The organism is Streptomyces sp. NPDC051907 (assembly GCF_040681075.1).
GTDB lineage: Bacteria > Actinomycetota > Actinomycetes > Streptomycetales > Streptomycetaceae > Streptomyces.
In genome coordinates this window covers 1-23,182 of the sequence record NZ_JBFAYB010000018.1, presented here as the reverse complement: position 1 = coordinate 23,182, position 23,182 = coordinate 1, and the positions used below count along the sequence as shown (strand labels likewise).

Below are 23,182 nucleotides of genomic sequence, written 5' to 3'. Positions count from 1 at the left end.
CACCGGCGGCACGACTCGCACAGTCGCGTTCCCTACGATGGCGCGGTGACCAGTACCGCGCCAGAGACCGTGCAGGGCAAGGCCCCCGAGGATCAGCCGCCCGGCTGGCAGCAGCGGCTGCGCAGATTCGGGTATGCGCCCCGGCCCGTGATCGGGCTGCGGGAGCGTCTGACGCCGCCCTTCACCCGTCCCTCCGACCGGCTGTGGCCGGTGCTCGGCATCCTGCCGGTGCTGGCCGGCCGGCTGCTGAAGCTGTCCACGTGGGGCGGTCCGCTGCTGGTGGCGCTGGTCGCGGGCGTGCTGCGGTTCTGGAACCTGGACAAGCCGCATGCCGTGATATTCGACGAGACGTACTACGCCAAGGACGCCTGGGCTCTGATCAACCAGGGCTACGAGGGCAGTTGGCCCAAGGACGTCGACCAGGACATCCTCAGGGACCCGTCGTCCGTGCCGATCCCCACGGACCCGGGCTATGTGGTGCATCCGCCGGTCGGCAAGTGGGTCATCGGCCTCGGCGAGCAGCTGGCGGGCTTCACGCCCTTCGGCTGGCGGCTGATGGTCGCGGTGCTCGGCACGCTGTCGGTGCTGATGCTGTGCCGGATCGGCCGGAGGCTGTTCCGCTCGACGTTCCTGGGCTGTGTGGCGGGCGTGCTGCTCGCCTTCGACGGGCTGCACTTCGTGATGAGCCGCACGGCGCTGCTCGACCAGGTGCTGATGTTCTTCGTGCTGGCGGCGTTCGGGTGTCTGGTCGTCGACCGGGACTGGGCGCGGCGCCGGCTGGCGGCGGCGCTCCCGGTGGACGAGGGCGGGGTTCTGCGGCCGGACGCGGCGGTCGCCGAGACGCTGCGACTGGGCTGGCGGCCCTGGCGGCTGGCGGCGGGTCTGATGCTGGGCCTGGCGGCGGGCACGAAGTGGAACGGCCTGTATGTGATGGCCGCCTTCGGTCTGATGACGGTGCTGTGGGACGTCGGCGCGCGGCGCACGGCGGGCGCGGTGCGGCCGTATATGGCGGTGCTGAAGCGGGACCTCGTGCCGGCCTTCGTCTCGACGGTGCCGGTGGCCATCGGCACGTACATCGCCTCGTGGACCGGCTGGATCGTCACGAGCAAGGGGTACTTCCGCGACTGGGCGACGACGGGCCCGGGCAAGGAGAGCAGCTGGAGCTGGCTGTTCCCGGACTGGTGGCGCAGCCTGTGGCACTACGAGACCGAGGTCTACGAGTTCCACGTCAATCTGACGTCCGGGCACACCTACCAGTCCAACCCGTGGAGCTGGATCATCCTGGGCCGCCCGGTCTCGTACTTCTACGAGGACCCCAAGGCCGGCGAGAAGGGCTGCCCGGCGGACGCGGCGGGCAAGTGCGCCAAGGAGGTCCTGGCCCTGGGCACGCCGCTGCTGTGGTGGGCCGCGTGCTTCGCGATCTGCTACGTCCTGTGGCGCTGGTTCTTCCGCCGCGACTGGCGGGCGGGGGCCATCGCCTGCGCGATCGCGGCGGGCTGGGCGCCCTGGTTCCTGTACCAGGAACGGACGATCTTCCTGTTCTACGCGGTGGTGTTCGTCCCGTTCCTGTGTCTGGCGGTCGCGATGATGCTCGGGGCGATCCTGGGCCCGCCGGGCTCGGACGAGAGACGCCGGGCGATCGGCGCGATCGGCGCGGGCGTGCTGGTGTTGCTGATCATCTGGAACTTCATCTACTTCTATCCGCTGTACACGGGGACCCCGATTCCGGTGGAGGACTGGCGCAACCGGATGTGGCTCGACACCTGGGTGTAGGGCGCGGGGGCGCACGGATGCAGAGCGCGTGCGCGGAGGCGGCCGTTCCGTTGATTCCGGTCGGATAACGGCCGTCTCCGCTGTCACGCCTGTCCCGTAGAGTTCTCGAGGTCTGTTACTTGAACGTGTTCAAGTAACGCTCCTGGGGAGGGGAACTGCGCATGCGCAGCGGAGCGAGAGTCGCCGTCGTCGGCGGCGTTTTTCTGGTGGTCGCCGGCGGGGTGGGGTACGGCGGATACAACCTGTACAACGGCCTGACCGGCGGCGACGGCAAGGGCGGGGCCGACGCCAGGACCGCGTCCGCGCCCGGCAGGACCGGGCCGCCGAGCGCCGAGGAGATAACGGGCGCCGCCAAGGAGTTCCTGGCGGCCTGGGCCGAGGGCAACGGCCCGCGGGCGGCCCAGCTGACGAACAACGCCGTCGACGCCGAGCCCCTGCTGACCGGCTTCCGCGAGAAGGCCCACATCACGAAGGCCGTCATCACGCCGGGCACGCCGGTCGGCGCCAAGGTGCCGTTCACGGTGAAGGCGACCGTCTCGTACGAGGGCGCGAGCAAGCCCCTGTCGTACGCCTCCGAGCTGACCGTGGTGCGCGGGGTGACCACCGGCAAGGCGCTCGTCGACTGGAAGCGCTCCGTCGTCCACCCGAAGCTGGCCAAGAACGCGAGCCTGACGACGGCGAAGGCCTCGGCGCCGCCGATCAAGGCGGTCGACAAGGACGGCGTCGAGCTGACGGCCCAGAAGTACCCCTCGCTCGAGCCGGTGCTCAACGCCCTGCGCAAGAAGTACGGCGAGAAGGCCGGCGGCACGCCGGGCGTCGAGCTGGCGATCACCTCGACCGACAAGAACGTGCCCGACCAGACCCTGCTCACGCTCGCCAAGGGCAAGGAGGGCACGCTCCAGACCTATCTGGACGCGGGCGCGCAGGACGCCGCCGAGAAGGCGGTCAAGCAGTTCGCCAAGGCGTCGGTGGTCGCGGTCGAGCCCAGCAGCGGCCGGATCAGGGCGGTGGCCAACAACCCGGTGACCGAGTTCAACACCGCGCTCCAGGGCGCCCAGGCGCCGGGCTCCACAATGAAGATCGTGACGTCGGCGATGATGCTGGACAAGGGGCTGGCCACGGGGGCGAACGCGCCCGTCGAGTGTCCGGCGACGGTCGACTGGGAGCGCACCTTCCACAACCTCAAGGACTTCTCGCTCGGCCAGACCACGCTCCAGCGGGCGTTCGCGCGCTCCTGCAACACGACCTTCATCAAGCCGGTCAAGCCGCTGGGCGCGGACTCGGGCACGGCCCTGGGCGAGACCGCGCGGAAGTACTTCGGGATCGGTCTGGAGTGGCAGGCCGGGGTCGTGACCCGGGACGGGTCCGTGCCGGACTCGGCGGGCTCGGAGACCGCGGCCTCGTACATCGGCCAGGGCAGGATCCAGATGAACGCCCTCAACATGGCGTCCATCGCCGCGACCGTGAAGGGCGGGGCGTTCCGCCAGCCGGTGATCGTGCCCCAGGACCTGGACGGCCGCGAGCTGGCCACCGCCACCCCGCTCCCGGGGGGCATGGCAGGAGCGCTCCAGCAGTTGATGCGCGCCGGGGCGACGGGCGAGGGCACGGGTGCCCGCGCCATGGCCTCGGTCGGCGGGAGCAAGGGCGCGAAGACCGGCTCCGCCGAGGTCGACGGACAGGGCGACTCCAACAGCTGGTTCACCGGGTACGCCGACGACCTGGCAGCGGCCGCGGTGGTGCAGTCGGGCGGGCACGGCGGCGACTCGGCGGGCACGGCCGTCGCGCGGGTGCTGAACGGGCGCTGAGACCGTGCTGAGGGGCGTGGCGCGCTGAGGGGCGTGCTGAGAGCGTGGCGCGCTGAGGGGCGTCTGAGGGGCGTGGCGCGCTGAGACGCGCGCATGTCCAGGTGCCGAAATGGTTCGCATGGCCCGTACACACACCACTAGCGTGCGGGCCATGAGCACTCCACAGTCCGACGCCCACCCCCGATTCGCCGAGGCGCTGCGCGAGCTGGGCCTCGACGTCCCGGTCCGCCGTTTCCCCGACGCCACCCGCACCGCCGCCGAGGCCGCCGCCGCGATCGGCTGCGACGTCAGCGAGATCGTCAAGTCGCTGGTCTTCGAGGCCGACGGGGCGCCGGTGCTGGTACTCATGGACGGCTCCTCGCGGGTCGACGTCGAGCGGGTACGGCAGGAGCTGGGCGCCCAGTCCGTGGGGCGCGCGAACGCCGCCCTGGTGCGCGAGACGACCGGCTACGCGATCGGCGGCGTGCCGCCCTTCGGCCACCTCACCCGCACGCGGGTGCTGGCCGACCGCGGTCTGCTCGACCACGAGGTGGTGTGGGCGGCGGCCGGAACCCCGCACACCGTCTTCCCGCTCGACCCGACCTCGCTGATCGCGCACGCCGGCGGCACGGTGGCCGACGTCCGCGAGCGCACGGCGTGACCCTCCTCGTCGTCGCGGCGGTCCTGGCCGCCGCCGTCACCCACGCCGTCTGGAACGCCCTCGCCCACACCATCGAGGACCAGAAGGTCGCCTTCACCCTCATCGGCGGCGGAGGGGCGGTCATCGGCGGCGTCATAGCCTGCTTCGCCCCGCTGCCCGCGGGCGGCGCCTGGCCCGCCCTGATCGTCTCCGCGCTGGTGCACGTCGGCTACCAGGCGCTGCTGATGCGGTCGTTCACGCTGGGCGACTTCGGCCAGATGTACCCGATCGCCCGCGGCACCGCCCCGCTCGCGGTGACCGTGCTCGCGACGGTGTTCGTCGGCGAGCGGCTGAGCGGCTGGCAGCTGACCGGGGTGGTCTTCGCCTCGGCCGGTCTGGTCGGCGTCGCGCTGTGGGGCATCAGGGGCTCGGGGGCGCGCCCGCACTGGCCGGCGCTGCTGGCCGCGGTCGCGACGGGTCTGTCGATCGCCGCGTACACGGTGATCGACGGGGTCGGCGTGCGCGCCTCGGGCACGGCGCTCGGGTACATCGCGTGGCTGATGATCCTGGAGGGGCTCGCGATCCCCGCGTACGCGCTCTACGTCCACCGCGGCGACCTCCTGGCCCAGCTCCGGCCGCACGCGGCCCGCGGGCTGCTGGGCGCGCTGCTGTCGGTCTCGGCGTACGGTCTCGTGCTCTGGGCCCAGACCCGCGCGCCGCTCGCGCCGGTGGCCGCGCTGCGCGAGTCGTCGATCATCGTGGGCGCGGCGATAGGGGCGCTGTTCTTCAAGGAGCGCTTCGGGGCGCCGAGGATCGCCGCGGCGGGGCTGATGGTGGTGGGCATCGGGCTGATGCTGCGGGCGAGCTGAAGCAGAGCGGTGACCCGCGCGCCCGCAGGCCCGCCCTCGAAGCCTGCTCCAATGCCTGGCCGAAGCCCTGAACGAACCCCTGCGCGAACCGCCGGGGGCCTCTCGCGCGTCCTGACCGCCATGGGGACGATCACGTTCTGGACCAAGCAGCTGCTCCGCTTCGGCTGGCTGGAGGCCCGCTGCTGCGCCTTCGCCTTCGCGCTGGTCGGCGGGATCGCCGTGTCGGACCGGCTGCCGGAGCTGCCCATCGCCCGCTACGACCTGGTCCTGCTGTACGGGATCGCGCTCGCCGTGCTCGCCAGGAAGCTCGGCTGGGACAGCGCCCGCGACACCGCCGTGATCGCCGGCTGCCATCTGATCGGGCTGGTCTTCGAGCTGGTCAAGGTGCGGATGGGGTCGTGGAGCTACCCCGAGGAGGCCCTGACGAAGATCGGGGGCGTGCCGCTGTACGGAGGCTTTCTGTACGCCGCCGTGGGCAGCTACGTCTGCCGCGCCTGGCACCTGTTCGACCTGCGCGTGGACGGCTACCGCCCCCGCGTCATGGCCGTGCTCGCCGGCGCCGTCTATCTGAACTTCTTCACCCACCACTGGCTGCCCGACCTGCGCTGGGCGCTCGCCGCGCTGCTGCTGTGCGCGACCGCCGGGACCTGGGTGCACTACCGGGTCGGGCCGAGCCGGTACCGGATGCCGCTGGCCCTGTCCTTCGTGCTCATCGGCTTCTTCCTCTGGGTCGCCGAGAACATCGCCACCTATGTCGGGGCCTGGAGCTACCCGGACCAGCTCGACGGCTGGCAGCCGGTGTCGGCGGCGAAGTTCGGGGCGTGGGCGCTGCTGATCTCCGTCACCTTCGTGCTGGCGGCCGGAGAGCGCAGGACGGCCGCGCCGCCGCCCGCGCCGGGCTAGCCCACTCGCCGGCCCACTCGCTCGCTCACTCGCGCGCCGGAGCCGGGGCCGGAGTCGAGGCCTGCGCCCGTACCTCCCTCTCCGCCTGGCTGAACGCCGTGTTCACCGCCGTCAGCCCGCCGTCCACGCGCAGCGTCGTGCCCGTGATCCAGGCCGCGTCCGCGGAGGCGAGGAACGCCACCGCCGACGCGATGTCCTCCGGCTCGCCGACCCGGCCCAGCGGGTAGACGCGGCTGACGGCGTCGAGGCTCGCCTCCCGCCCCGACCAGGCCGAGGTGCGGACGGTGCCCGGGTTGATCTGGTTGACGCGCACGCCGCGCGCGGCCGCGTGGCCCGCCAGCGTGCGGGTCAGGGACGCCAGGCCCGCCTTGGCCGCGCTGTAGGCGTGGTTGCCGAAGGACTGCTCGGCGTTGACGGAGCCGATGTTGACGATCGCGCCGCGCCCGGAGGCGGCCAGATGCGGCAGCGCGGCGCGGGCGCAGCGGAACGCCCCGGTCAAGGTGGTGTCCAGGTTCTCCGCCCAGACCTCGTCCGACTCGTCCTCGAAGAGCGAGGCGTCCGGGTCGCAGGCGTAGGCGTTGTTGACCAGCACGTCCAGCGAGCCGAAGCGCTCGACGGCGTACGCGACGGCCGCCTCGGCCTCCGCGCGCTCGCGCACATCGCAGCGGAAGGACTCGGCGCCCTCGAGCGTCCCGGCCGTCTTCGCCGCGCTCTCGGCGTCCACGTCCGCGACCAGGACGCGCGCGCCCTCGGCCGTGAGCCGGCGGGCTGTCGCCTCGCCGATGCCGCGGGCCGCCCCGGTGATCAGTACGCCGTAGCCCTCGAAACGTCTCATAGGGCCGAACGTACCGCCCTGATCAGGGCCTGCGCCCTCGGATCGGCGGTAACGCCCTTGCGCATGCCGTTGGTCGCGTAGCCGAGCGCGATGCCCGACTCGGGGTCGGCGAAGCCGAGCGAGCCGCCGCGGCCGGGATGGCCGAAGGAGCCCGGGCCCAGCAGCGGGCAGGCGGGTCCGTGCAGCATGAAGCCCAGGCCGAAGCGGGTGTTGACCACCAGGACGCGGTCGGGTCCCGAGGACTCCTCGGTGCGGGCGAGGGTGAGGGTGGCCGGGGCGAACAGCCGGGGACCGTCGTCCACCGGGCCGATCGTCGCGGCGTAGAAGCGGGCGAGCGCGCGGGCGGTGGAGATGCCGTTGGAGGCGGGCAGCTCGGCGGCCCGGTAGGCGGGGTCGTTCTCGTCGGGCAGCGGGTCGATAGCGCCGAACGCGCGGCGGGTGAGGGAGTCGGGGTCGCTGTACGCCTCGGCGACCGAGCGCTTGGGCCGCAGCCTCAGCCCGCCGCCCGCCGCCGTCGGGGGCTCCTCGACCGGGCCGATCCGGCCGACCCGGTGGGCCTCGTCCTCGGGCAGCCCGATCCAGAAGTCCAGGCCGAGCGGGCGGGCGAGCTGGTCCGCCGTCCAGCGGCCGATGGTCCGGCCGGTGACCCGGCGGACCAGCTCGCTCAGCAGCCAGCTGTAGGTCTGGGCGTGGTAGCCGTGGTCCGTGCCCGGCTCCCAGGCGGGCGCCTGCGCGGCGAGCGCGGCCGGGCCGCTGACGCCGTCCTGCGCCTTCGCCGGGGTGAGCGGGCGGTCCAGGACCGGCAGCCCGGCGCGGTGCGAGAGCAGGTGGCGTACGAGCACGCGCTCCTTGCCGGCCGCCTTGAACTCCGGCCAGTACGTGCCGACCGGGGCGTCCAGGTCGATCTGGCCGCGCTGGTGGAGCAGGAGTACCACGGCCGCCGCGACGCCCTTGGTCGCCGAGCGGACCACCTGCGCGGTGTCCACGGCCCACGGCTCCGGGCCGTCCACGCTGCGGGCGCCGGCCCACAGGTCGACGACCTTGCGCCCGTCCCGGTAGACGGCGACGGCCGCCCCGCGCTCGCCGCGCTGCTCGAAGTTGCGTATGAAGGCGTCCATGACCGGCTCGAAGCCGTCGGCCACCGTGCCCCGGACGTCTGCCGTGCCTGTTGTTCCGCTCCCGCTCATGTCCCCATGGTGCAACGGGATCACAGCGAGACGGTCCTCGGGTCGAAGCCGAAGGGCAGCTCCAGGCGGTGGGCCCCCATCAGCTCCGGGTCGCTGAGCAGGTCCTGGGTGCGTCCGTCGGCGACGATCACGCCCTCGCTGAGGATCACCGAGCGCGGGCACAGCTCCAGCGCGTACGGCAGGTCGTGGGTGACCATCAGGACGGTGACGTCCAACGAGCGCAGGATGTCGGCGAGTTCGCGGCGGGAGGCCGGGTCGAGGTTGGAGGACGGCTCGTCCAGCACGAGGATCTCCGGCTCCATCGCCAGCACGGTGGCGACCGCGACGCGGCGGCGCTGGCCGAAGGAGAGGTGGTGCGGCGGCCGGTCCGCGTACTGGTCCATGCCGACCTGCCGCAGCGCCGCGAGCACCCGGGCGTCCAGCTCCGTGCCCCGCAGCCCGGACGCGGCCGGGCCGAAGGCCACGTCCTCCCGGACGGTGGGCATGAACAGCTGGTCGTCGGGGTCCTGGAAGACGATGCCGACGCGGCGGCGGATCTCGGCGAGGTTGGCCTTGGCGACGGGCAGGCCCGCCACCGCCACCGTGCCCACGCCGCCGCCCAGGATGCCGTTGAGGTGCAGGACGAGGGTGGTCTTGCCGGCGCCGTTGGGGCCGAGCAGGGCGACCCGCTCGCCGCGCGCGACGCTCAGGTCGACGCCGAACAGGGCCTGGTGGCCGTCGGGGTAGGCGTAGGCGAGGCCGCTGACTTCGAGGGAGAGGGGCGCGGTCATAGGGTCCAGCCAAGCAGACAGACCGCGAGCGCGGTCAGTGGGAGCGCGGCGGCCTGGGACCACTGCGCACGGTTCGCGGTCGTCTCGTCGAGGACGGGCATCGTGCCCGTGTACCCCCGGCTGACCATCGCCAGATGCACGCGCTCGCCGCGCTCGTAGGAGCGGATGAAGAGCGCGCCGGCGGACTTGGCGAGGACGCCCCAGTGGCGCACGCCGCGCGCCTCGAACCCGCGCGAGCGGCGGGCGATCGACATCCGGCGCATCTCGTCGGCGATGACGTCTCCGTAGCGGATCATGAAGGACGCGATCTGGACCAGCATCGGGGGCATCCTCAGCCGCTGGAGGCCGAGCAGCAGGGAGCGCAGCTCGGTCGTCGAGGCGAGGAGGACGGAGGCGGCCACGCCCAGGGTGCCCTTGGCGACGATGTTCCACGCGCCCCAGAGCCCGGGGACGCTCAGCGAGATCCCCAGCACGGTCGTCTGCTCGCCCGGGACGACGAAGGGCATCAGGAAGGCGAAGGCCACGAACGGGATCTCGATGAGCAGCCTGCGCAGCAGGAAGCCCGCGGGGATGCGGGCCGCCGCGGCGACGGCGGCGAGCAGCACCGCGTACAGCGCGAAGGCCCACACCGCCTGGTGCGGCGTGGAGACCACGACCAGCACGAAGCACAGGACGGCCACGATCTTGCAGTGCGCGGGCATGTCGTGGACCGGCGAGTGCCCGTGCCGGTAGAGCTTGTGGGAGTGGCCCGCGCCCATGTCAGGCGGAGTCCGTCACGCGCGCGGGCGCCGGGTCCTCGCTCGTGCGGCGGCGGCGCACCGCCCAGAAGACGCCGCTGCCGACGACGACCGTCGCGCTGACGCCGATGACGCCGGCGAGGCCGCCGGAGACGCGCGCGTCGGAGACGTCGGCGACGCCGTAGTCGGCGAGCGGGGAGTCGGCGGCGGCGTGGTCCTCGACGGTCTTGTCGATGCCGTGGTCGGCGGCGACCTTCTCCAGGCCGTCGGGGCTGGCGGAGGCGTAGAAGGAGACGAAGCCGGCGAGCAGGAGCGCGGTGGCAAGGCCGGTCAGCCAGACCTTGCGGGGCGAGCGGGCGGCGGCGGGCTGGGCCGGCTCGGCGGGCTCGGCGTCGACCAGCTCGCCGCCGACGCGCAGCTTGAGCGGCGTGGACAGGCCGCGCGCGCCGTAGACCAGGTCCGGGCGTACGGCGAGGACCGCGCCGACGGTCAGCATGGTGATCGCCGCCTCGCCGACGCCGATCAGCACATGGACGCCGACCATCGCGGAGAGCACGGTGCCGATCGGGACGTCGGTGAGGCCGCCGACCGCGTAGAGGAGCGTGAAGGCGGCGGCCGCGGCGGGCACGGAGACCAGCGCGGCGACGAAGGACGCGCCGGTGATCGAACGGCGGGTGCGGGGCAGGACCTTGACCAGGCCGCGGAAGAGTCCGTAGGCGACGAGGACGGTGACGACGCCCATGACCGTGATGTTCACGCCGAGCGCGGTGAGCCCGCCGTCCGCGAAGAGGAGGCCCTGCATCAGCAGCACGACGGCTATGCAGAGCACTCCGGTGTAGGGGCCGACCAGGATCGCGGCGAGCGCGCCGCCCAGCAGGTGTCCGCTGGTGCCCGCGGCGACGGGGAAGTTCAGCATCTGCACGGCGAAGACGAAGGCGGCGACGAGTCCGGCGAGCGGCGCGGTGCGCTCGGCGCCGGCCAGGGCGGTGGGGGATCCGCCCAGCTCACGGCGGGCGCCGCGGAGGCTGACGGCGACGGCGCCTGCTGCCGCTACTCCCGCCGCCACGGATACGGGTGCGTTGATGAAACCGTCGGGGACATGCATGGCGGACTCCGGTTTCGGACAGACGAGGCTTGAAGTAGATGATGTGGCCTGTTGCAAAGAGGTCGCAAGAGCAAGCAGGTCACAAAAAAGCCGGGTCGTCTGGTCCGAAATATGGGACATTAGATGACGAAGAGGACAAGCGTGAGGAGCCCGAGGATGTCCCTCGCCGTCGAAGAAGAAGCCCTGGCCCGGATAGTCACCGATGCTCCCCAGCCTCGATCCGTCCGCGTGGTGCTGGGCTACGACCCCACGGCGGATCCTCTCGCCGTCCGGTTCGCCTTCCCCAGCGGCATCGAGTGGGCCTTCCCGCGCGAACTCCTCGAGACGGGCCTGCGCGCCCCCACCCGCCGAGGCGACATCGGAGTCTGGCCGTGCGGACGGGTGCAGGCCGTGGTCGAGTTCCACACCCCCGACGGCGTCGCGCTGGTCCAGTTCGACGCCAAGGCGCTGATCCGCTTCCTGCGGCACACATACGAAGCGGCCGCACCCGCACCCAGTAGGTGACGGGCACGGCCGCCCGGTTCCGCGCCGGCTCCCGTCCCCACGGCGCCGCCGCGCTCCCGGGGGCGCGCGCCGCGCGGTCTGTCTGGTCGCGCTGAGCTGCGCCACCGCTTCCGGCAGGTCCCGCCCTCGTGCCTCGGGCGACCCCTACCGTCCGCTACGGCTTAGCCCAGCCGCTCGGCCGGTCCGCTACGGCTCAGCTCAGCCGCTCGGTCTGTAGCCGCTCGCACCACCCCCGGAGTCTCAGCTCCGTACGCGACCAGGGCGCACGAACCCGCGCCGGTCACACGCGCACGAGCGCGCGCTCCTCGTCCGGGTCCTCGTCCGAGGCGCCCAGCTGCTTGTGCAGCTTCTCGCCCTCGACGTCCACGTTGGGCAGCGCCCGGTCCAGCCAGCGCGGCAGCCACCAGGCCTTGTCGCCCAGCAGCGCGAGCACGGCCGGCACGACCGCCATGCGGACCACGAACGCGTCGAAGAAGACGGCGATCGCGAGACCGAAGCCGATCATCTTGACCATCTGCTCGCTGGAGCCGATGAAGCCCGAGAAGACCGCCATCATGATCACCGCGGCCGCGGTGACGACCCGGGCGCCGTGGCGGAAGCCGGTGACGATCGCCTCGCCGGGCCGCTCCCCGTGGACGAACGCCTCCCGCATCCGCGTGACCAGGAAGACCTCGTAGTCCATCGCCAGACCGAAGACGACGCCCACCATGAAGATCGGCATCATCGACATGATCGGACCGGTCTGCTCCACGCCGAACAGCGAGCCGAGCCAGCCCCACTGGAAGACGGCGACGACCGCGCCGAGGGCCGCGACCACCGAGAGCAGGAAGCCGAGGGCGGCCTTCAGCGGCACGAGCACCGAGCGGAAGACGACCATCAGCAGCAGGAAGGCGAGGCCGACGACGAGCGCCAGGTAGGGCAGCAGCGCGTCGTTCATCTTCTGCGAGAAGTCGATGTTCATCGCCGTCGCGCCGGTGACCAGCACATGGTCGTCGTTGGCGTCCCGGATCGCGTGGACGAGGTCCTCGGTCTCGACGGACGAGGGACGGTCCTTGGGGATGACCGTGACCATCGCGGTGTCGCCGGCCTTGTTGAAGGTGGCCGGGGTGACCGCGGCGACGCCGTCGAGGCCCTGGATGTCCTTGACCGTGCTGTCCGCCTTCTTCTGGTCGCCGTCGACGACGATCAGCAGCGGACCGTTGAAGCCGGGGCCGAAGCCGTCGGAGAGCAGGTCGTACGCCTTGCGCTGCGTCGTGCTCGTCGGCTGCGCGCCGTCGTCGGGCAGGCCCATCTCCAGCGAGGCGGCGGGCACGGCGATGACGCCGAGGCCGACCACGCCGGCGAGCAGCACGGTGATCGGGCGGCGGATGACGAAACGCGCCCAGCGGGTGCCCGCGTTGGGCTTGTCGCTGACCGGCTTGCCCTTGCGGACCTTGCGGCCGAGGACCTTCTTGCCGGCGAAGCCGAGCAGCGCCGGGATCAGGGTGAGCGCGATGAGGACCGCGATCACGACCGTGCCGGCCGCGGCGAAGCCCATCTTGCTGAGCATCGGGATGTTGACGACGGCGAGGCCGACGAGCGCGATGACGACGGTCAGACCGGCGAAGACGACCGCGGAGCCCGCGGTGCCGACGGCCCGGCCGGCCGCGTCCTCGTGGTCGCGTCCCTCGGCGAGCTCGGCGCGGTAGCGGGAGACGATGAAGAGGGCGTAGTCGATGCCGACGGCGAGGCCGATCATCGTGGCGAGCGTCGCGGTGGTGGACCCGAGGTCGAGCACGTTCGCGAGCGCGGTGATCGTGGAGATGCCGATGCCGACGCCGATGATGGCGGTGAGCAGCGGCAGTCCGGCGGCCACCAGCGAGCCGAAGGTGATGACCAGGACGATCGCGGCGACCACGACGCCGATGATCTCGCCGGCCCCGGACTCGGGGACGGTCTGGAGCGCGTCGCCGCCGATCTCGACGGTCAGCCCGTCGGACTTCGCCTGGCCGCCGGTCTTCTCGAGGGCCTTGCGGGTGTCGTCGGTCAGCTCCATCGAGTTGACCTTGTAGGTCACCGAGATGAAGGCCGTACGGCCGTCCTTGGAGATCGCCTTGGCGGTGTACGGGTCGGCGACGGAGGCGATCTGGTCGGAGCCGGACTTCAGCTCGTCGACGGCCTTCTCCACGGCGGCCTTGCGGGCGGGCTCGGTCATCTTCTGGCCCTCGGGGGCCTTGAAGACGACGCGGGCGGTGGCGCCGTCGGCGCTGACTCCCGGGAATCTCTCTTCCAGCAGGTCGAAGGCCTTCTGGGCCTCCGTCCCCGGTATCGAGAAGGAGGATGACGTGGCGGTGGACGCGGTGGCCGCGCCGACGCCGGCGAGCACCAGCAGCGCCACCCAGAGCAGGGCGACGATACGACGGCGCCGGAAGGCGGTGCGCCCGAGTTTGTAGAGGAACGTGGCCACGAGGGCTTACTCCCGTTGGTGAGGTGAACAGGGCATGGGGAGCCGGCCCGACGACGAGAGCGGCACGCGTCAGGAAGTGCGGGTGGAGCTGGTCGTACGAGGGTGGGGCTCGCCGTACGAGGTGGAGCTGGCCGTACGAGGTGGAACTGGCCGTACGAGAGTTCAGACGCCGAGGGCGGGGAGGACCACGGCGTCGAGGTAGTCGGTCAGAAAGGTCCGGTCGGGTGTCCGGTCCTCGATCAGCTGCCGGGCGACGAAGGCGCCGACCAGCATGTGCGGGACGAAGGCCAGCGCCGGGTTGTCCAGCCCGACCTCGCCCCTTTCCACGGCCCGCCGCAGCAGCGTGTCCAGGCCGGTGATCTCGGGCTCTATCAACAGCTCCCGCAGTGCCTGGTGGAGATCGGGGTTGCCATGGATGGCCTGGGCCAGACCCCGCATCAACGCGGAGTCCTTCTCCAGCTGGCAGTCGTCGGTGCGCTCCAGCATGGCGTGGAAGTCGCCGCGCAGACTGCCGGTGTCGATGTCGCCGACGCTGACCGGCTTGCTGTGCCGCAGCGCCTTGGCGACCAGCTCGGGCTTGCTCCTCCACTGGCGGTAGAGGGTGGCCTTGCTGGATCGCGTCCTGATGCTGACGGCGTCCATGGTCAGCGCGTCGTAGCCCACTTCGCGGAGCAGGTCGAGCACGGCTTCGTACAGTTCGCTCTCGCGTTCCGGAGTGATCCGGCTGCGTGCCATGGTCGACCTCCCAACTGAACGAAACGGTTTCGTACCGCACCAGAATAACGCAGCCAGCCAGCGAAACGAAATCGTTTCGATCGTGTTCTGCGTCACAAGTTGCCGCACCCCCCTGACGCGGAAAGCATTGGGGGGTGAGTGACGACGTCGCGTATCTCCGTTTTCCGCATCTCCACGACGACTTGCTGTGCTTCGCAGCCGAGGACGACATCTGGGTCGCGCCCCTGACCGAGCAGGACCGGCCCCCAGAACGCGCCTGGCGGCTGACCGTCGACCGGACCCGGGTCGGCCACCCGCGCTTCTCCCCCGACGGCGCCCACATCGCGTACACGACCTGGCGCAGCCTCGACCCCGAGATCCATCTCGCGCCGGTCGGCGGCGGGCCCGCGCGCCGGCTGAGCTACTGGGGCTCCACCGACACCCGGGTCTGCGGCTGGTCGCCGCCCGACCACGAGGGGCACAGCCATATCCTCGCCGTCTCCTCGCACGGCCAGCCCTTCTCGTACTTCTCCTGGGCCTACAGCGTGCCGACGGACGGCGCGCCCGGCGGGAAGCTGCCCTGGGGGCCGGTCTCCGACATCGCCGTGGCGGACGTCGACGGCGAGCGGCGCACACTGCTGCTGACCGGGAAGCCGCCGCACGAGCCGGCGGCGTGGAAGCGGTACCGGGGCGGGGCCACGGGCCGGCTCTGGCTGCACGGCGAGCGGCTGCTGCCGGATCTGGACGGCCATCTGGACTGCCCGATGTTCGTCTCGGGACGGATCGCGTTCCTCTCCGACCACGAGGGCGTCGGCAATCTCTACTCCTGCCTCCCCGACGGAAGCGATCTGCGGCGCCACACCGACCATGACGCCTTCTATGCCCGGCACGCCTCGAGCGACGGTCGCAGGATCGTCTACCAGTGCGCGGGCGAGCTGTGGATCGTCGACGAGCTGGCGTCGCGGGACGCGGCGCCGCGCAAGCTGGCGGTACGGCTCGGCGGGCCGCGGGCGGGACGGCGCGCGTACCAGGTCCCGGCCTCCAGCCACGTCGACGGGCTCTCGGTCGACACGACGGGACGGGCCAGCGCCGTCAACGTGCGCGGCAGCCTGTACTGGCTCACCCACCGCGACGGCCCCGCCCGCACGATCTCGGACACCCCGGGGGTACGGGTCCGGCTGCCGGAGATGCTCGGCAGCGGCGGCCAGGTCGCCTATGTCACCGACGCGGAGGGCGAGGACGCCATCGAGATCGCCTATCTGCCGCGGGCCAGCGGCCCCCGCGAACCGCGGCGGCTGGCGTCCGGGCAGCTGGGCCGCGTCCAGGAGATGGTCTCCGACCCGGACGGGGAGCGGATCGCGGTCGCGGCGCACGACGGGCGGCTGCTGCTCATCGACGCCTCCGAGGAGTCCGCGGCCGGCGGCGCCGGGGAGGCGGAGTCCGCGTCCGACGCGGAGGCGGTCGCCGAGCTGATCCGCTCCATCAACGGCCCGGTCCGCGACCTCGCCTTCTCCCCCGACGGGGACTGGCTGACCTGGTCGCAGCCGGGCGTCGGACGCTCGTTGCGGCAGATCAAGATGGCCCGGATCAGCGACCGCACGATCGTGGACGTCACCAACGGCCGCTTCGAGGACGAGAATCCGGTCTTCACCTCGGACGGCCGCTATCTCGCCTTCCTGTCCTGGCGCGGCTTCGACCCGGTGTACGACGTGCACACCGGCGATCTGTCCTTCCCGCTGGGCTGCCGCCCCTATCTGGTGCCGCTCTCCTCCGCCACCCTCTCGCCGTTCGCGCTGACGCCGGACGGGCGGCCCGCGGCGGGCGGGCTCGACCCGCTGGACGACGCCGCCGAGGGGACGGCGGTGTCGGTGGAGATCGAGGGGCTGGAGAGCCGGGTGACGCCGTTCCCGGTGTCGGCCTCCAAGTACTCCGCGCTCTACCCGGTCAGCGGCGGCGGCCTGGTCTGGCTGCGCTGGCCGATCTCCGGCGCGCTCGGCGAGACCTTCGCCAACCCGGCGGACACCTCGGGCCGCCCCACGCTGGAGCACTTCGACATCTCCAAGGCGCGCAAGACCGAACTGGTCGACCACCTCGACTGGTTCGCGGTCAGCCGCGACGGCAGCCGGCTGGTCGTGGTGGACGACGGCGATCTGCGGGCGGTCCCGGCGACGGAGTCCGGCGACAGCGACTCGACGGTCTATCTGGACCTGCGGCGGATCATGCACCAGGTCGACCCGGCGTCGGAGTGGCGCCAGGCGTACGCGGAGGCGGGCCGGCTCATCCGGGACTACTTCTGGGACCCGGGGATGTGCGGCATCGACTGGGACGGGATCCTGGACCAGTACCGTCCGCTGGTCGAACGGGTCGCCTCGCCGGACGAGTTCGCGGATCTGCTGCGGGAGGTGCTGGGCGAGCTGGGCACGTCCCATGCCTACGTCACCCCCGCCAGGCGCAACGAGGGGCCGCCGCACTACCAGCGGCCGATGGGGCTGCTGGGCGCGAACCTGACCTGCCGGGACGGGCTGTGGCACGTCTCGCGGATCCTGCCGGGCGAGTCGTCGGACTCCAAGGCGCGCTCGCCGCTGGCCGGCACGGGCATCCGCGAGGGCGCGGCGCTCACGCACGTCGACGGGCGGCCGGTGGACCCGGTGGCGGGCCCGTATCCGATGCTGGCGGGCGCGGGCGGCACGACGGTCGAGCTGACGTTCCAGCCGACGGAGGGCGAGGGCCCGGCGCGACGGGTGGCGGTGGTGCCGCTGGTGGACGAGCGACCGCTGCGGTACCAGGACTGGGTGGCCAAACGCCGGGAGGTCGTACGGGAGTTGAGCGGCGACAAGTGCGGCTATCTGCACATCCCCGACATGGGCGGCTCGGGGTGGGCGCAGTTCAACCGCGATCTGCGGCTGGAGGTGTCGCGCCCGGCGCTGATCGTGGACGTACGAGGAAACGCGGGCGGGCACATCAGCGAGCTGGTGGTGGAGAAGCTGACCCGCACGATCCTGGGCTGGGACCTGACGCGGAACGCGCAGCCCGTCTCGTACGCCTCGAACGCGCCGCGCGGCCCGCTGGTCGCGCTGGCGGACGAGGCGACGTCGTCGGACGGCGACATGATCACGGCGGCGATCAAACTGCTCGACCTGGGCCCGGTGGTCGGCACCCGCACCTGGGGCGGGGTGGTGGGGATGACGGGCCGTCACCGGCTGGGGGACGGCACGGTGATCACAGTCCCGATGAACGCGGCGTGGTTCGACGCGTACGGCTGGTCGATCGAGAACCGCGGAGTGGAACCGGACCTGGAGGCGCTGCGCACGCCGCTGGACTGGGCGGAGGGCAGGCACACGGGGATGGACGACGCGATCCGCGTCTGCCTGGACCTCCTGAAGACCCACCCCGCGGCCCAGCCCCCAGCCCTCGACACCATCCCCGACCGCCGCCGCCCGAGACTCCCGGGGAGGGAGTAGGGGAGGGGGGCTCGCGGGGCTCGGGGAGGGCTTGGGCTCAGGTCTGGGGCGGGGGCGCCAACCCACGAAGGCTCCCGGGACGGAGGCCGTTCACGCCCACCGCCCGATCACTCGGGGCGCAACGCCCACGGACGCGGGCTCAGGGTCTGGGGCGGGGCGCCGACCCACGAAGGCTCCCGGGGCGGAGGCGGTTCACGCCCACCCGCTCGCCCGATCACTCGAGGCGCAACGCCCACGGACGCCTCGGTCATGGGCCGCCCGCTGCTTCGCCGCGCGAGGCGGCGATGCCCGTCGGCGCCCCACAGCGGCGCGAAGCCGCCGCTCGCCCCCGCAGGGGCACGAGGCGCCCCGGGGTGCGGGGCGGAGCCCCGGTTTCGGGAAGGGGCGGGCTCGGGGAGACGTCCCCGCACACAGAAGAGGCGCAGCCGCAGCCGCGCCTCTTCCCGCCCCCCGGCCCCGGCGCCCGGCCCCGGCCCTGAGCCCTGAGCCCTGAGTTCAGACGTCGTAGTCCTGGTTGAAGCGGTCCTCCGCCTCCCGCATCGCTTCCTCGGTGGTCTTCTCGTGCTGAAGCTCGCGCTTGGCCTGCTCGCGTGCCGCCTTCGCCGACCGCTCCGCGACCTCGCTCGGCGTCCCGCCCGACGGCTTCCGCGTCCGCTGCCCGAGCTCCCCGCCCTTGTCCTCGGACTGGTCCTTGATGCCCATGAGGGTTCACTCCTAGGTGCGAGGGAGTCAGGGGGCCACGCCCCCTGGGCCCGACCAGCGTGTCACGCAGGAACAGAGCGCGCATTTCGATCTACCGGACGCCGGACGGACGCCGGACAGACGCCGGTCGCAGCACCTCGGGGCAGGCGCTACGCCGACCCCGCCCGCCCCGAGCCCGCCGTCCGCTGCGCCTCGTCCGCCGCTCCTCCCGCCCCCACGAGCCCCTGCCCGACTCCCCGCAGCCTCGGCTCGAAGCGTCGCATCTCCCGTGCGCCCGCCGTCGCGATCAGGCTCGGCAGATAGCCCCGTACCGACTGCATCCCCCGAAGCCACCACTGCGCGTACACATGCGCCGAGCGCCGTTCGATGCCGGCCACGATCCGGTCCACGGCCGGGCCCAGCGGATACGTGCGGTTCGACGGCCACGGCAGCCGCTGCCGCAGCTCCCGCATCACCTCGTCCTGGTCCGCCCCGCGCACCATGTCCGTGTCCGTCCAGGACAGATAGCCGACGCCCACCCGCACGCCCTTGTACCCGACCTCCGCCCGCAGGCTGTGCGCGAAGGCCTCGACGCCCGACTTCGACGCGCAGTACGCCGTCATCATCGGGCCCGGCGTGATCGCCGCCAGCGAGGCGATCTGGAGGAAGTACCCGCGGCTCTCCATCAGCACCGGCAGGAACGCCCGTCCCGTCACCGCGCTCCCGATCAGGTTGACCTCGATCACCCGCCGCCAGGCGACCGGGTCGGAGTCGACGAAGGGGCCGCCCGAGGCCACGCCCGCGTTCGCGACGACGATGTCGACCTTGCCGAAGCGCGCCTTGACCTCCTGCGCGACCTGCGCCATCGCCTCGTGGTCGGTGACGTCCGCGTGCCACCAGCCGCTCTCGGAGTGCAGCCGGTCCGAGACCTTCTTCAGCTCCTCCGGCTCGAGGCCCACCAGCGCGACCGTCGCCCCGCGCGCCGAGAGCTTGCGGGCGAGCAGCTCGCCCACGCCCCGCGCCGCGCCCGTGACGACCGCGACCTGTCCCTCCAGGCTCGTCCTGCTCATGCGGCCTCCTCCTTCGCGTCCACAAACGTGAGCGCCAGCTCACGGATCCTCGCGGTGATCGCCTCAGGGGCCTCCACCGGTGTCATGTGTCCCATCCCCGCCAGCTCGACCAGCTCGTGGCAGTGGGGCAGCGCCGCTGCGATCCGGCGCGCGTGCACGATCGGGGTGAGCCGGTCGGCCGTCCCGGCCACCACGACAGTCGGCACGTTCAACTCCCGTACGCCCGCGTCCAGATCGACCTCTCCGAGCACATGCGACCACGCGACCCGGGACGCCCGCGGACAGGCGTGCACGATGCGGGCGCACTCCGCGACCCGCTCCGGCGGCGAACCGGGGCCCATCGTCGCGTACTTGAGGATCCGCCTGGACAGCGGAGTCACCGGCCCCATCGGCGCCCGCGCGCCGAGGAGCATGCCCGTCAGCCGGGTCCGCACCCGCCCCGCCCGCAACGGCAGCACCAGGGACTCCTCGATCAGCCGCGCGCTGCCCGTGCTGCACAGCAGCGCCGCCGCCGCGTGCTCGCGGAACGCGGCCCGCCCCGAGGCGGCCATCAACGTCATGCCGCCCATGGAGTGGCCGCCGAGCACGGCCTTCTCGCCCGGGGCGAGCGCCGTCGTGAGCACCGCCTCCAAGTCGTCGGCGAGCAGGTGCGTGCCGACGGCGGACGCCGGCGTACGGCCGTGCCCCCGCTGGTCGTAGACGACGACGCGGTGATCGTCGGCGAGGGCCCGCACCTGGGCGGCCCAGAAGTGCGTCGAGCAGGTCCAGCCGTGGGCGAGCACGACGGCGGGCGCGCCGTCGGGGCCGTGCACCTCGACCTGGATGCGCGATCCGTCGGCTGAGACGGCTATCAGCTCGCGCTCGGCGAGGGGAGGGGAGTCCGTACGGCGCAGCAGGCGGCTCACCGTACGGCCTCCGCGCCGCCGACGGCCGCCCCGGATCCACCTACGGATCCACCCGCAGCCTCCGCGCCGCCGACGACCGCCCCGGATCCCGCAGCCTCCGCGGCTTCCACGAGCACAGCGCCCGCGGTCGCCTGAAGATCCGACTTCTCCGGCGCCTCCGCCCCCTCCGGCCCCTCCGTCCGACCCGGCCGCACGATCTCGTACTCCGCCAGGTCCACCCTCCGCGTCGCGCTGCGGAACTCGCTCGTCGTCCCCGGCCAGATCGTCGTGTTGCGCCCGCTCGCGTCCAGGTACCAGCTGGTGCAGCCGCCCGTGTTCCACACGGTCCGCGTCATCCGCTCCTGGACCCGGCGGTTCCACGCGCCGACCGCCGACGGCCGCGCGGCGAAGGCGATACGCCCGCCCAGGACGTTCAGCTGCCGCAGGTAGTCGGCCATGTAGTTCAGCTGGGACTCGATCATCAGGATCATCGAGGAGTTCCCGAGCCCGGTGTTCGGGCCGATGATCGTCATCCAGTTGGGGAAGCCGGCCACGGTCGCGCCGCGCAGCGACTCCATCCCGCCCTTCCACGACTCGGCGAGCGTGACGCCCTCGGCGCCGACCACGCGGTCGGCGATCGGCATGTCCGTCACATGGAATCCGGTGCCGAAGACGATCGCGTCGACCTCGGTCTCGGAGCCGTCCGCGGCGACGAGGGTGTTGCCGCGCACCTCGCTCAGCCCGGAGGCCACCAGGTCCACGTTGTGCTGGGCGAGCGCGGGGTAGTACTCGCTCGACAGCAGGATCCGCTTGCAGCCGATGCGGTACGAGGGCGTCAGCTTCGCCCGCAGGGCGGGGTCCTTGATGGACTTCGCCATGTTGGCCTTGGCCATGGACTCGATGAGCCCGAGCTCGTTCGGGCGCTTGGTGAACGCCTGGACCTGCAACTCCCTGATGCCCCACAGCAGTCCGCGGCGCGCGGCCCCGGTGAACGGCAGCTGGCGGTGCAGCCAGCGCTCGACTCCCGTGATCCTGCGGTCCATGCGCGGCATCACCCACGGCGGGGTCCGCTGGAAGAGGGTCAGCCTGGCGACCTTCGGCTGGATCGCCGGCACGATCTGGATCGCCGAGGCGCCCGTCCCGACCATGGCGACGCGCTTGCCGCTCAGGTCGTAGTCGTGGTCCCAGCGGGCCGAGTGGAAGACCTCGCCCTCGAAGCCCTCCAGACCGGGCACGTCCGGGATCTTCGGGTCGGACAGCGGACCGGTCGCGGAGACCACCACGTCGGCGGTGAGCGTGCCCCGCGAGGTCTCGATCTCCCAGCGCAGCCGGTCGCCGTCCCACTTCATCATCAGCACGTCATGGCCGAAGCGGATGTGCGAGCGGAGCCGGAAGGTGTCCGCGACGTGCTCCAGGTACGCGCGGATGTGCTCCTGCCCCGAGAAGGTGCGCGGCCAGTCGGGGTTGGGCGCGAACGAGAAGGAGTAGAGGTGCGAGGGCACGTCGCACGCGCACCCCGGATAGCTGTTGTCCCGCCAGGTCCCGCCGACGGAGTCCGCGCGCTCCAGGACGACGAAGTCGGTGATCCCTTCGCGGCGCAGCCGGACCGCGGCCCCCAAGCCGCCGAATCCGGATCCGATCACCGCCACTCGTACGTGCTCGTGCTGGCCCATGCCGCCGCCTCTCGCTGTGCGTCCCAACCCACGGCCTACTACATCAACGCGGTGCGACCTCGGCATCACCGCCGCGCATCACTGTGCTCACGACTGCGCTGACCTGTGCCCACGACGCGCTGACGCGTACATCCACCACTGCGCCAGTAATTACTGGCGCAATGGGGAGAGTAGAGCAGCGGCATACCGAGCGGTAGGGGTAGGAGCCGACAAGTTACCGGCGGTACAACATAGGCTTCCCCTGTGGCAGACGGACGAGCAGGACGCGAGTACCGCATGGAGGAGCTGGCCGAGGAGGCCGGCATCACGGTGCGCACGGTGCGGTTCTACCGCGAGCGCGGACTGATCCCTCCACCGCGCCGCGAGGGCCGTATCGCCTGGTACGACGAGCACCACCTGGCCCGCCTCCGTACGATCGCCGCCCTGCTGGAGCGCGGCCACACCCTCAACGGCATCGCCGACCTCGCCACCGCCTTCGAGAGCGGCAGGGACGTCGGCGAGGTGCTCGGCCTCGGCGAGCCCAGCGAGGAGACGCCGGTACGGCTCACCCCCGAGGCCCTCGCCGACTACTTCGAGGGCGAGGTCACCGCGGAGAACCTGGCCGCGGCGCTGGACCTCGGGTATCTGGCGACCGACGGCGACGAGATCGTGCACATCAGCCGCCGTCTGCTGGACGTCTCGGCGGCGCTGGTACGGGCGGGAGTGCCGCTGGCGGCGGTGCTGGGCGCGGCACGCGAGGTGCGCACACACGCGGAGGCGCTGGCCGAGCTGTTCGTCGACATGCTCAGCGAGCACGCGGCGGGGCAGGAGATCGAGAAGCTGCGGCCCCTGGCGAAGAGCGTGGTGGACGCGGAGCTCTCCATGGCCCTGGACCGCCGCCTGCGCACAACCGCCGCGGTCGGCGACTGAGCCCCTCAGCCTCACCGGCGACCGAGCCCCTCGCCGAATCCCCGCCCTCCCCGGCGATTGAGCCGCAACCCAAGCCCCGCCGCCGTTTGAGGCGACCCCAGCCCCGCCGCCGTTTGAGGCGCAACCCAAGCCCCGCCGGCGATTGAGGCGACCCCAGCCCCGCCGGCGATTGAGCCGCAACCCAAGCCCCGCCGGCGATTGAGGCGACCCCAGCCCCGCCGGCGATTGAGCCGCAAC

Annotated in this window: 19 protein-coding genes; 8 read left to right on the top strand and 11 right to left on the bottom strand. The window is 72.3% G+C overall.

Annotated elements, in window-relative coordinates:
* Positions 1-45 precede the first annotated feature (45 nt).
* From AB0M39_RS13295 to AB0M39_RS13275, 5 genes are all read left to right on the top strand, one after another.
* Positions 46-1,773 (top strand): phospholipid carrier-dependent glycosyltransferase, encoded by a 1,728-nt coding sequence (locus tag AB0M39_RS13295; RefSeq protein WP_365363442.1) that lies wholly within the window; start codon positions 46-48, stop codon positions 1,771-1,773.
* A 161-nt stretch (positions 1,774-1,934) separates the two neighbouring features.
* The gene (locus AB0M39_RS13290; RefSeq protein ID WP_365363440.1) at positions 1,935-3,578 is read left to right on the top strand and encodes a penicillin-binding transpeptidase domain-containing protein; all 1,644 of its coding nucleotides are present in this window, start codon (positions 1,935-1,937) and stop codon (positions 3,576-3,578) included.
* A 151-nt stretch (positions 3,579-3,729) separates the two neighbouring features.
* Positions 3,730-4,218, top strand: coding sequence for a YbaK/EbsC family protein (locus AB0M39_RS13285; RefSeq protein WP_365363438.1), 489 nt, complete (start codon positions 3,730-3,732; stop codon positions 4,216-4,218).
* Positions 4,215-5,066, top strand: coding sequence for a DMT family transporter (locus tag AB0M39_RS13280; RefSeq protein ID WP_365363436.1), 852 nt, complete (start codon positions 4,215-4,217; stop codon positions 5,064-5,066). Before AB0M39_RS13285 ends, AB0M39_RS13280 begins: the two co-directional genes overlap by 4 nt.
* Before the next feature lie 120 nt (positions 5,067-5,186).
* On the top strand, positions 5,187-5,969 hold the full coding sequence (locus AB0M39_RS13275) for a DUF817 domain-containing protein (RefSeq protein WP_365363434.1): 783 nt from the start codon (positions 5,187-5,189) through the stop codon (positions 5,967-5,969).
* A 25-nt stretch (positions 5,970-5,994) separates the two neighbouring features.
* Here AB0M39_RS13275 and AB0M39_RS13270 read toward each other — a convergent pair whose 3' ends face one another.
* The 5 genes from AB0M39_RS13270 to AB0M39_RS13250 are packed head-to-tail and all read right to left on the bottom strand — an operon-like array spanning position 5,995 to position 10,603.
* Positions 5,995-6,804, bottom strand: coding sequence for an SDR family oxidoreductase (locus AB0M39_RS13270; RefSeq protein WP_365363432.1), 810 nt, complete (start codon positions 6,802-6,804; stop codon positions 5,995-5,997).
* The gene (locus tag AB0M39_RS13265; protein WP_365363430.1) at positions 6,801-7,991 is read right to left on the bottom strand and encodes a serine hydrolase domain-containing protein; all 1,191 of its coding nucleotides are present in this window, start codon (positions 7,989-7,991) and stop codon (positions 6,801-6,803) included. The genes AB0M39_RS13270 and AB0M39_RS13265 overlap by 4 nt, the downstream gene beginning before the upstream one ends.
* 20 nt (positions 7,992-8,011) lie before the next feature.
* Positions 8,012-8,761, bottom strand: coding sequence for an ABC transporter ATP-binding protein (locus tag AB0M39_RS13260; protein ID WP_365363428.1), 750 nt, complete (start codon positions 8,759-8,761; stop codon positions 8,012-8,014).
* Positions 8,758-9,519, bottom strand: a complete 762-nt coding sequence (gene cbiQ / locus AB0M39_RS13255; protein ID WP_365363426.1) for a cobalt ECF transporter T component CbiQ — start codon at positions 9,517-9,519, stop codon at positions 8,758-8,760. Before cbiQ ends, AB0M39_RS13260 begins: the two co-directional genes overlap by 4 nt.
* A gap of 1 nt (position 9,520) precedes the next feature.
* Positions 9,521-10,603: an energy-coupling factor ABC transporter permease gene (locus tag AB0M39_RS13250; protein ID WP_365363424.1), complete on the bottom strand. Its 1,083-nt coding sequence runs from the start codon at positions 10,601-10,603 to the stop codon at positions 9,521-9,523.
* Positions 10,604-10,759: 156 nt separating this feature from the next.
* Here AB0M39_RS13250 and AB0M39_RS13245 point away from each other — a divergent pair, with 156 nt between their 5' ends.
* The gene (locus AB0M39_RS13245; RefSeq protein WP_365363422.1) at positions 10,760-11,107 is read left to right on the top strand and encodes an SsgA family sporulation/cell division regulator; all 348 of its coding nucleotides are present in this window, start codon (positions 10,760-10,762) and stop codon (positions 11,105-11,107) included.
* A gap of 280 nt (positions 11,108-11,387) precedes the next feature.
* Here AB0M39_RS13245 and AB0M39_RS13240 read toward each other — a convergent pair whose 3' ends face one another.
* Together AB0M39_RS13240 and AB0M39_RS13235 are read right to left on the bottom strand one after the other, a co-directional pair.
* Positions 11,388-13,553, bottom strand: coding sequence for an MMPL family transporter (locus AB0M39_RS13240; RefSeq protein ID WP_365363420.1), 2,166 nt, complete (start codon positions 13,551-13,553; stop codon positions 11,388-11,390).
* Positions 13,554-13,715: 162 nt separating this feature from the next.
* Entirely contained in the window at positions 13,716-14,288 is a 573-nt protein-coding gene (locus AB0M39_RS13235) for a TetR/AcrR family transcriptional regulator (protein ID WP_365363418.1), read from the bottom strand.
* A 134-nt stretch (positions 14,289-14,422) separates the two neighbouring features.
* On the opposite strand from AB0M39_RS13235, the gene AB0M39_RS13230 reads away from it, so the two are divergent.
* Positions 14,423-17,728 (top strand): S41 family peptidase, encoded by a 3,306-nt coding sequence (locus AB0M39_RS13230; protein ID WP_365363416.1) that lies wholly within the window; start codon positions 14,423-14,425, stop codon positions 17,726-17,728.
* Positions 17,729-18,223: 495 nt separating this feature from the next.
* Here the strand turns inward: AB0M39_RS13230 and AB0M39_RS13225 are convergent, their stop codons facing one another.
* From AB0M39_RS13225 to AB0M39_RS13210, 4 genes are all read right to left on the bottom strand, one after another.
* The gene (locus tag AB0M39_RS13225; RefSeq protein ID WP_365363414.1) at positions 18,224-18,430 is read right to left on the bottom strand and encodes a hypothetical protein; all 207 of its coding nucleotides are present in this window, start codon (positions 18,428-18,430) and stop codon (positions 18,224-18,226) included.
* A gap of 149 nt (positions 18,431-18,579) precedes the next feature.
* A complete protein-coding gene (locus AB0M39_RS13220) occupies positions 18,580-19,479 on the bottom strand; it encodes an SDR family oxidoreductase (protein ID WP_365363412.1) in 900 nt (299 codons plus the stop codon).
* Positions 19,476-20,384, bottom strand: coding sequence for an alpha/beta hydrolase (locus AB0M39_RS13215; RefSeq protein WP_365363410.1), 909 nt, complete (start codon positions 20,382-20,384; stop codon positions 19,476-19,478). The genes AB0M39_RS13220 and AB0M39_RS13215 overlap by 4 nt, the downstream gene beginning before the upstream one ends.
* A complete protein-coding gene (locus AB0M39_RS13210; protein WP_365363408.1) occupies positions 20,381-22,036 on the bottom strand; it encodes an NAD(P)/FAD-dependent oxidoreductase in 1,656 nt (551 codons plus the stop codon). Before AB0M39_RS13210 ends, AB0M39_RS13215 begins: the two co-directional genes overlap by 4 nt.
* Positions 22,037-22,312: 276 nt before the next feature.
* Between AB0M39_RS13210 and AB0M39_RS13205 the strand changes: the two genes are divergently transcribed.
* Complete coding sequence (locus tag AB0M39_RS13205; protein WP_365363550.1) at positions 22,313-22,945, top strand: MerR family transcriptional regulator; 633 nt, start codon at positions 22,313-22,315, stop codon at positions 22,943-22,945.
* Positions 22,946-23,182: the final 237 nt, after the last annotated feature.

Coding starts and splice junctions, on each gene's coding strand:
- AB0M39_RS13270 (WP_365363432.1), bottom strand. CDS start 6,804: ATGAGACGTTTCGAGGGCTACGGCGTACTGATCACCGGGGCGGCCCGC.
- AB0M39_RS13235 (WP_365363418.1), bottom strand. CDS start 14,288: ATGGCACGCAGCCGGATCACTCCGGAACGCGAGAGCGAACTGTACGAA.
- AB0M39_RS13225 (WP_365363414.1), bottom strand. CDS start 18,430: ATGGGCATCAAGGACCAGTCCGAGGACAAGGGCGGGGAGCTCGGGCAG.
- cbiQ (WP_365363426.1), bottom strand. CDS start 9,519: ATGGGCGCGGGCCACTCCCACAAGCTCTACCGGCACGGGCACTCGCCG.
- AB0M39_RS13250 (WP_365363424.1), bottom strand. CDS start 10,603: ATGCATGTCCCCGACGGTTTCATCAACGCACCCGTATCCGTGGCGGCG.
- AB0M39_RS13210 (WP_365363408.1), bottom strand. CDS start 22,036: ATGGGCCAGCACGAGCACGTACGAGTGGCGGTGATCGGATCCGGATTC.
- AB0M39_RS13290 (WP_365363440.1), top strand. CDS start 1,935: ATGCGCAGCGGAGCGAGAGTCGCCGTCGTCGGCGGCGTTTTTCTGGTG.
- AB0M39_RS13245 (WP_365363422.1), top strand. CDS start 10,760: ATGTCCCTCGCCGTCGAAGAAGAAGCCCTGGCCCGGATAGTCACCGAT.
- AB0M39_RS13260 (WP_365363428.1), bottom strand. CDS start 8,761: ATGACCGCGCCCCTCTCCCTCGAAGTCAGCGGCCTCGCCTACGCCTAC.
- AB0M39_RS13265 (WP_365363430.1), bottom strand. CDS start 7,991: ATGAGCGGGAGCGGAACAACAGGCACGGCAGACGTCCGGGGCACGGTG.
- AB0M39_RS13205 (WP_365363550.1), top strand. CDS start 22,313: ATGGAGGAGCTGGCCGAGGAGGCCGGCATCACGGTGCGCACGGTGCGG.
- AB0M39_RS13285 (WP_365363438.1), top strand. CDS start 3,730: ATGAGCACTCCACAGTCCGACGCCCACCCCCGATTCGCCGAGGCGCTG.
- AB0M39_RS13220 (WP_365363412.1), bottom strand. CDS start 19,479: ATGAGCAGGACGAGCCTGGAGGGACAGGTCGCGGTCGTCACGGGCGCG.
- AB0M39_RS13275 (WP_365363434.1), top strand. CDS start 5,187: ATGGGGACGATCACGTTCTGGACCAAGCAGCTGCTCCGCTTCGGCTGG.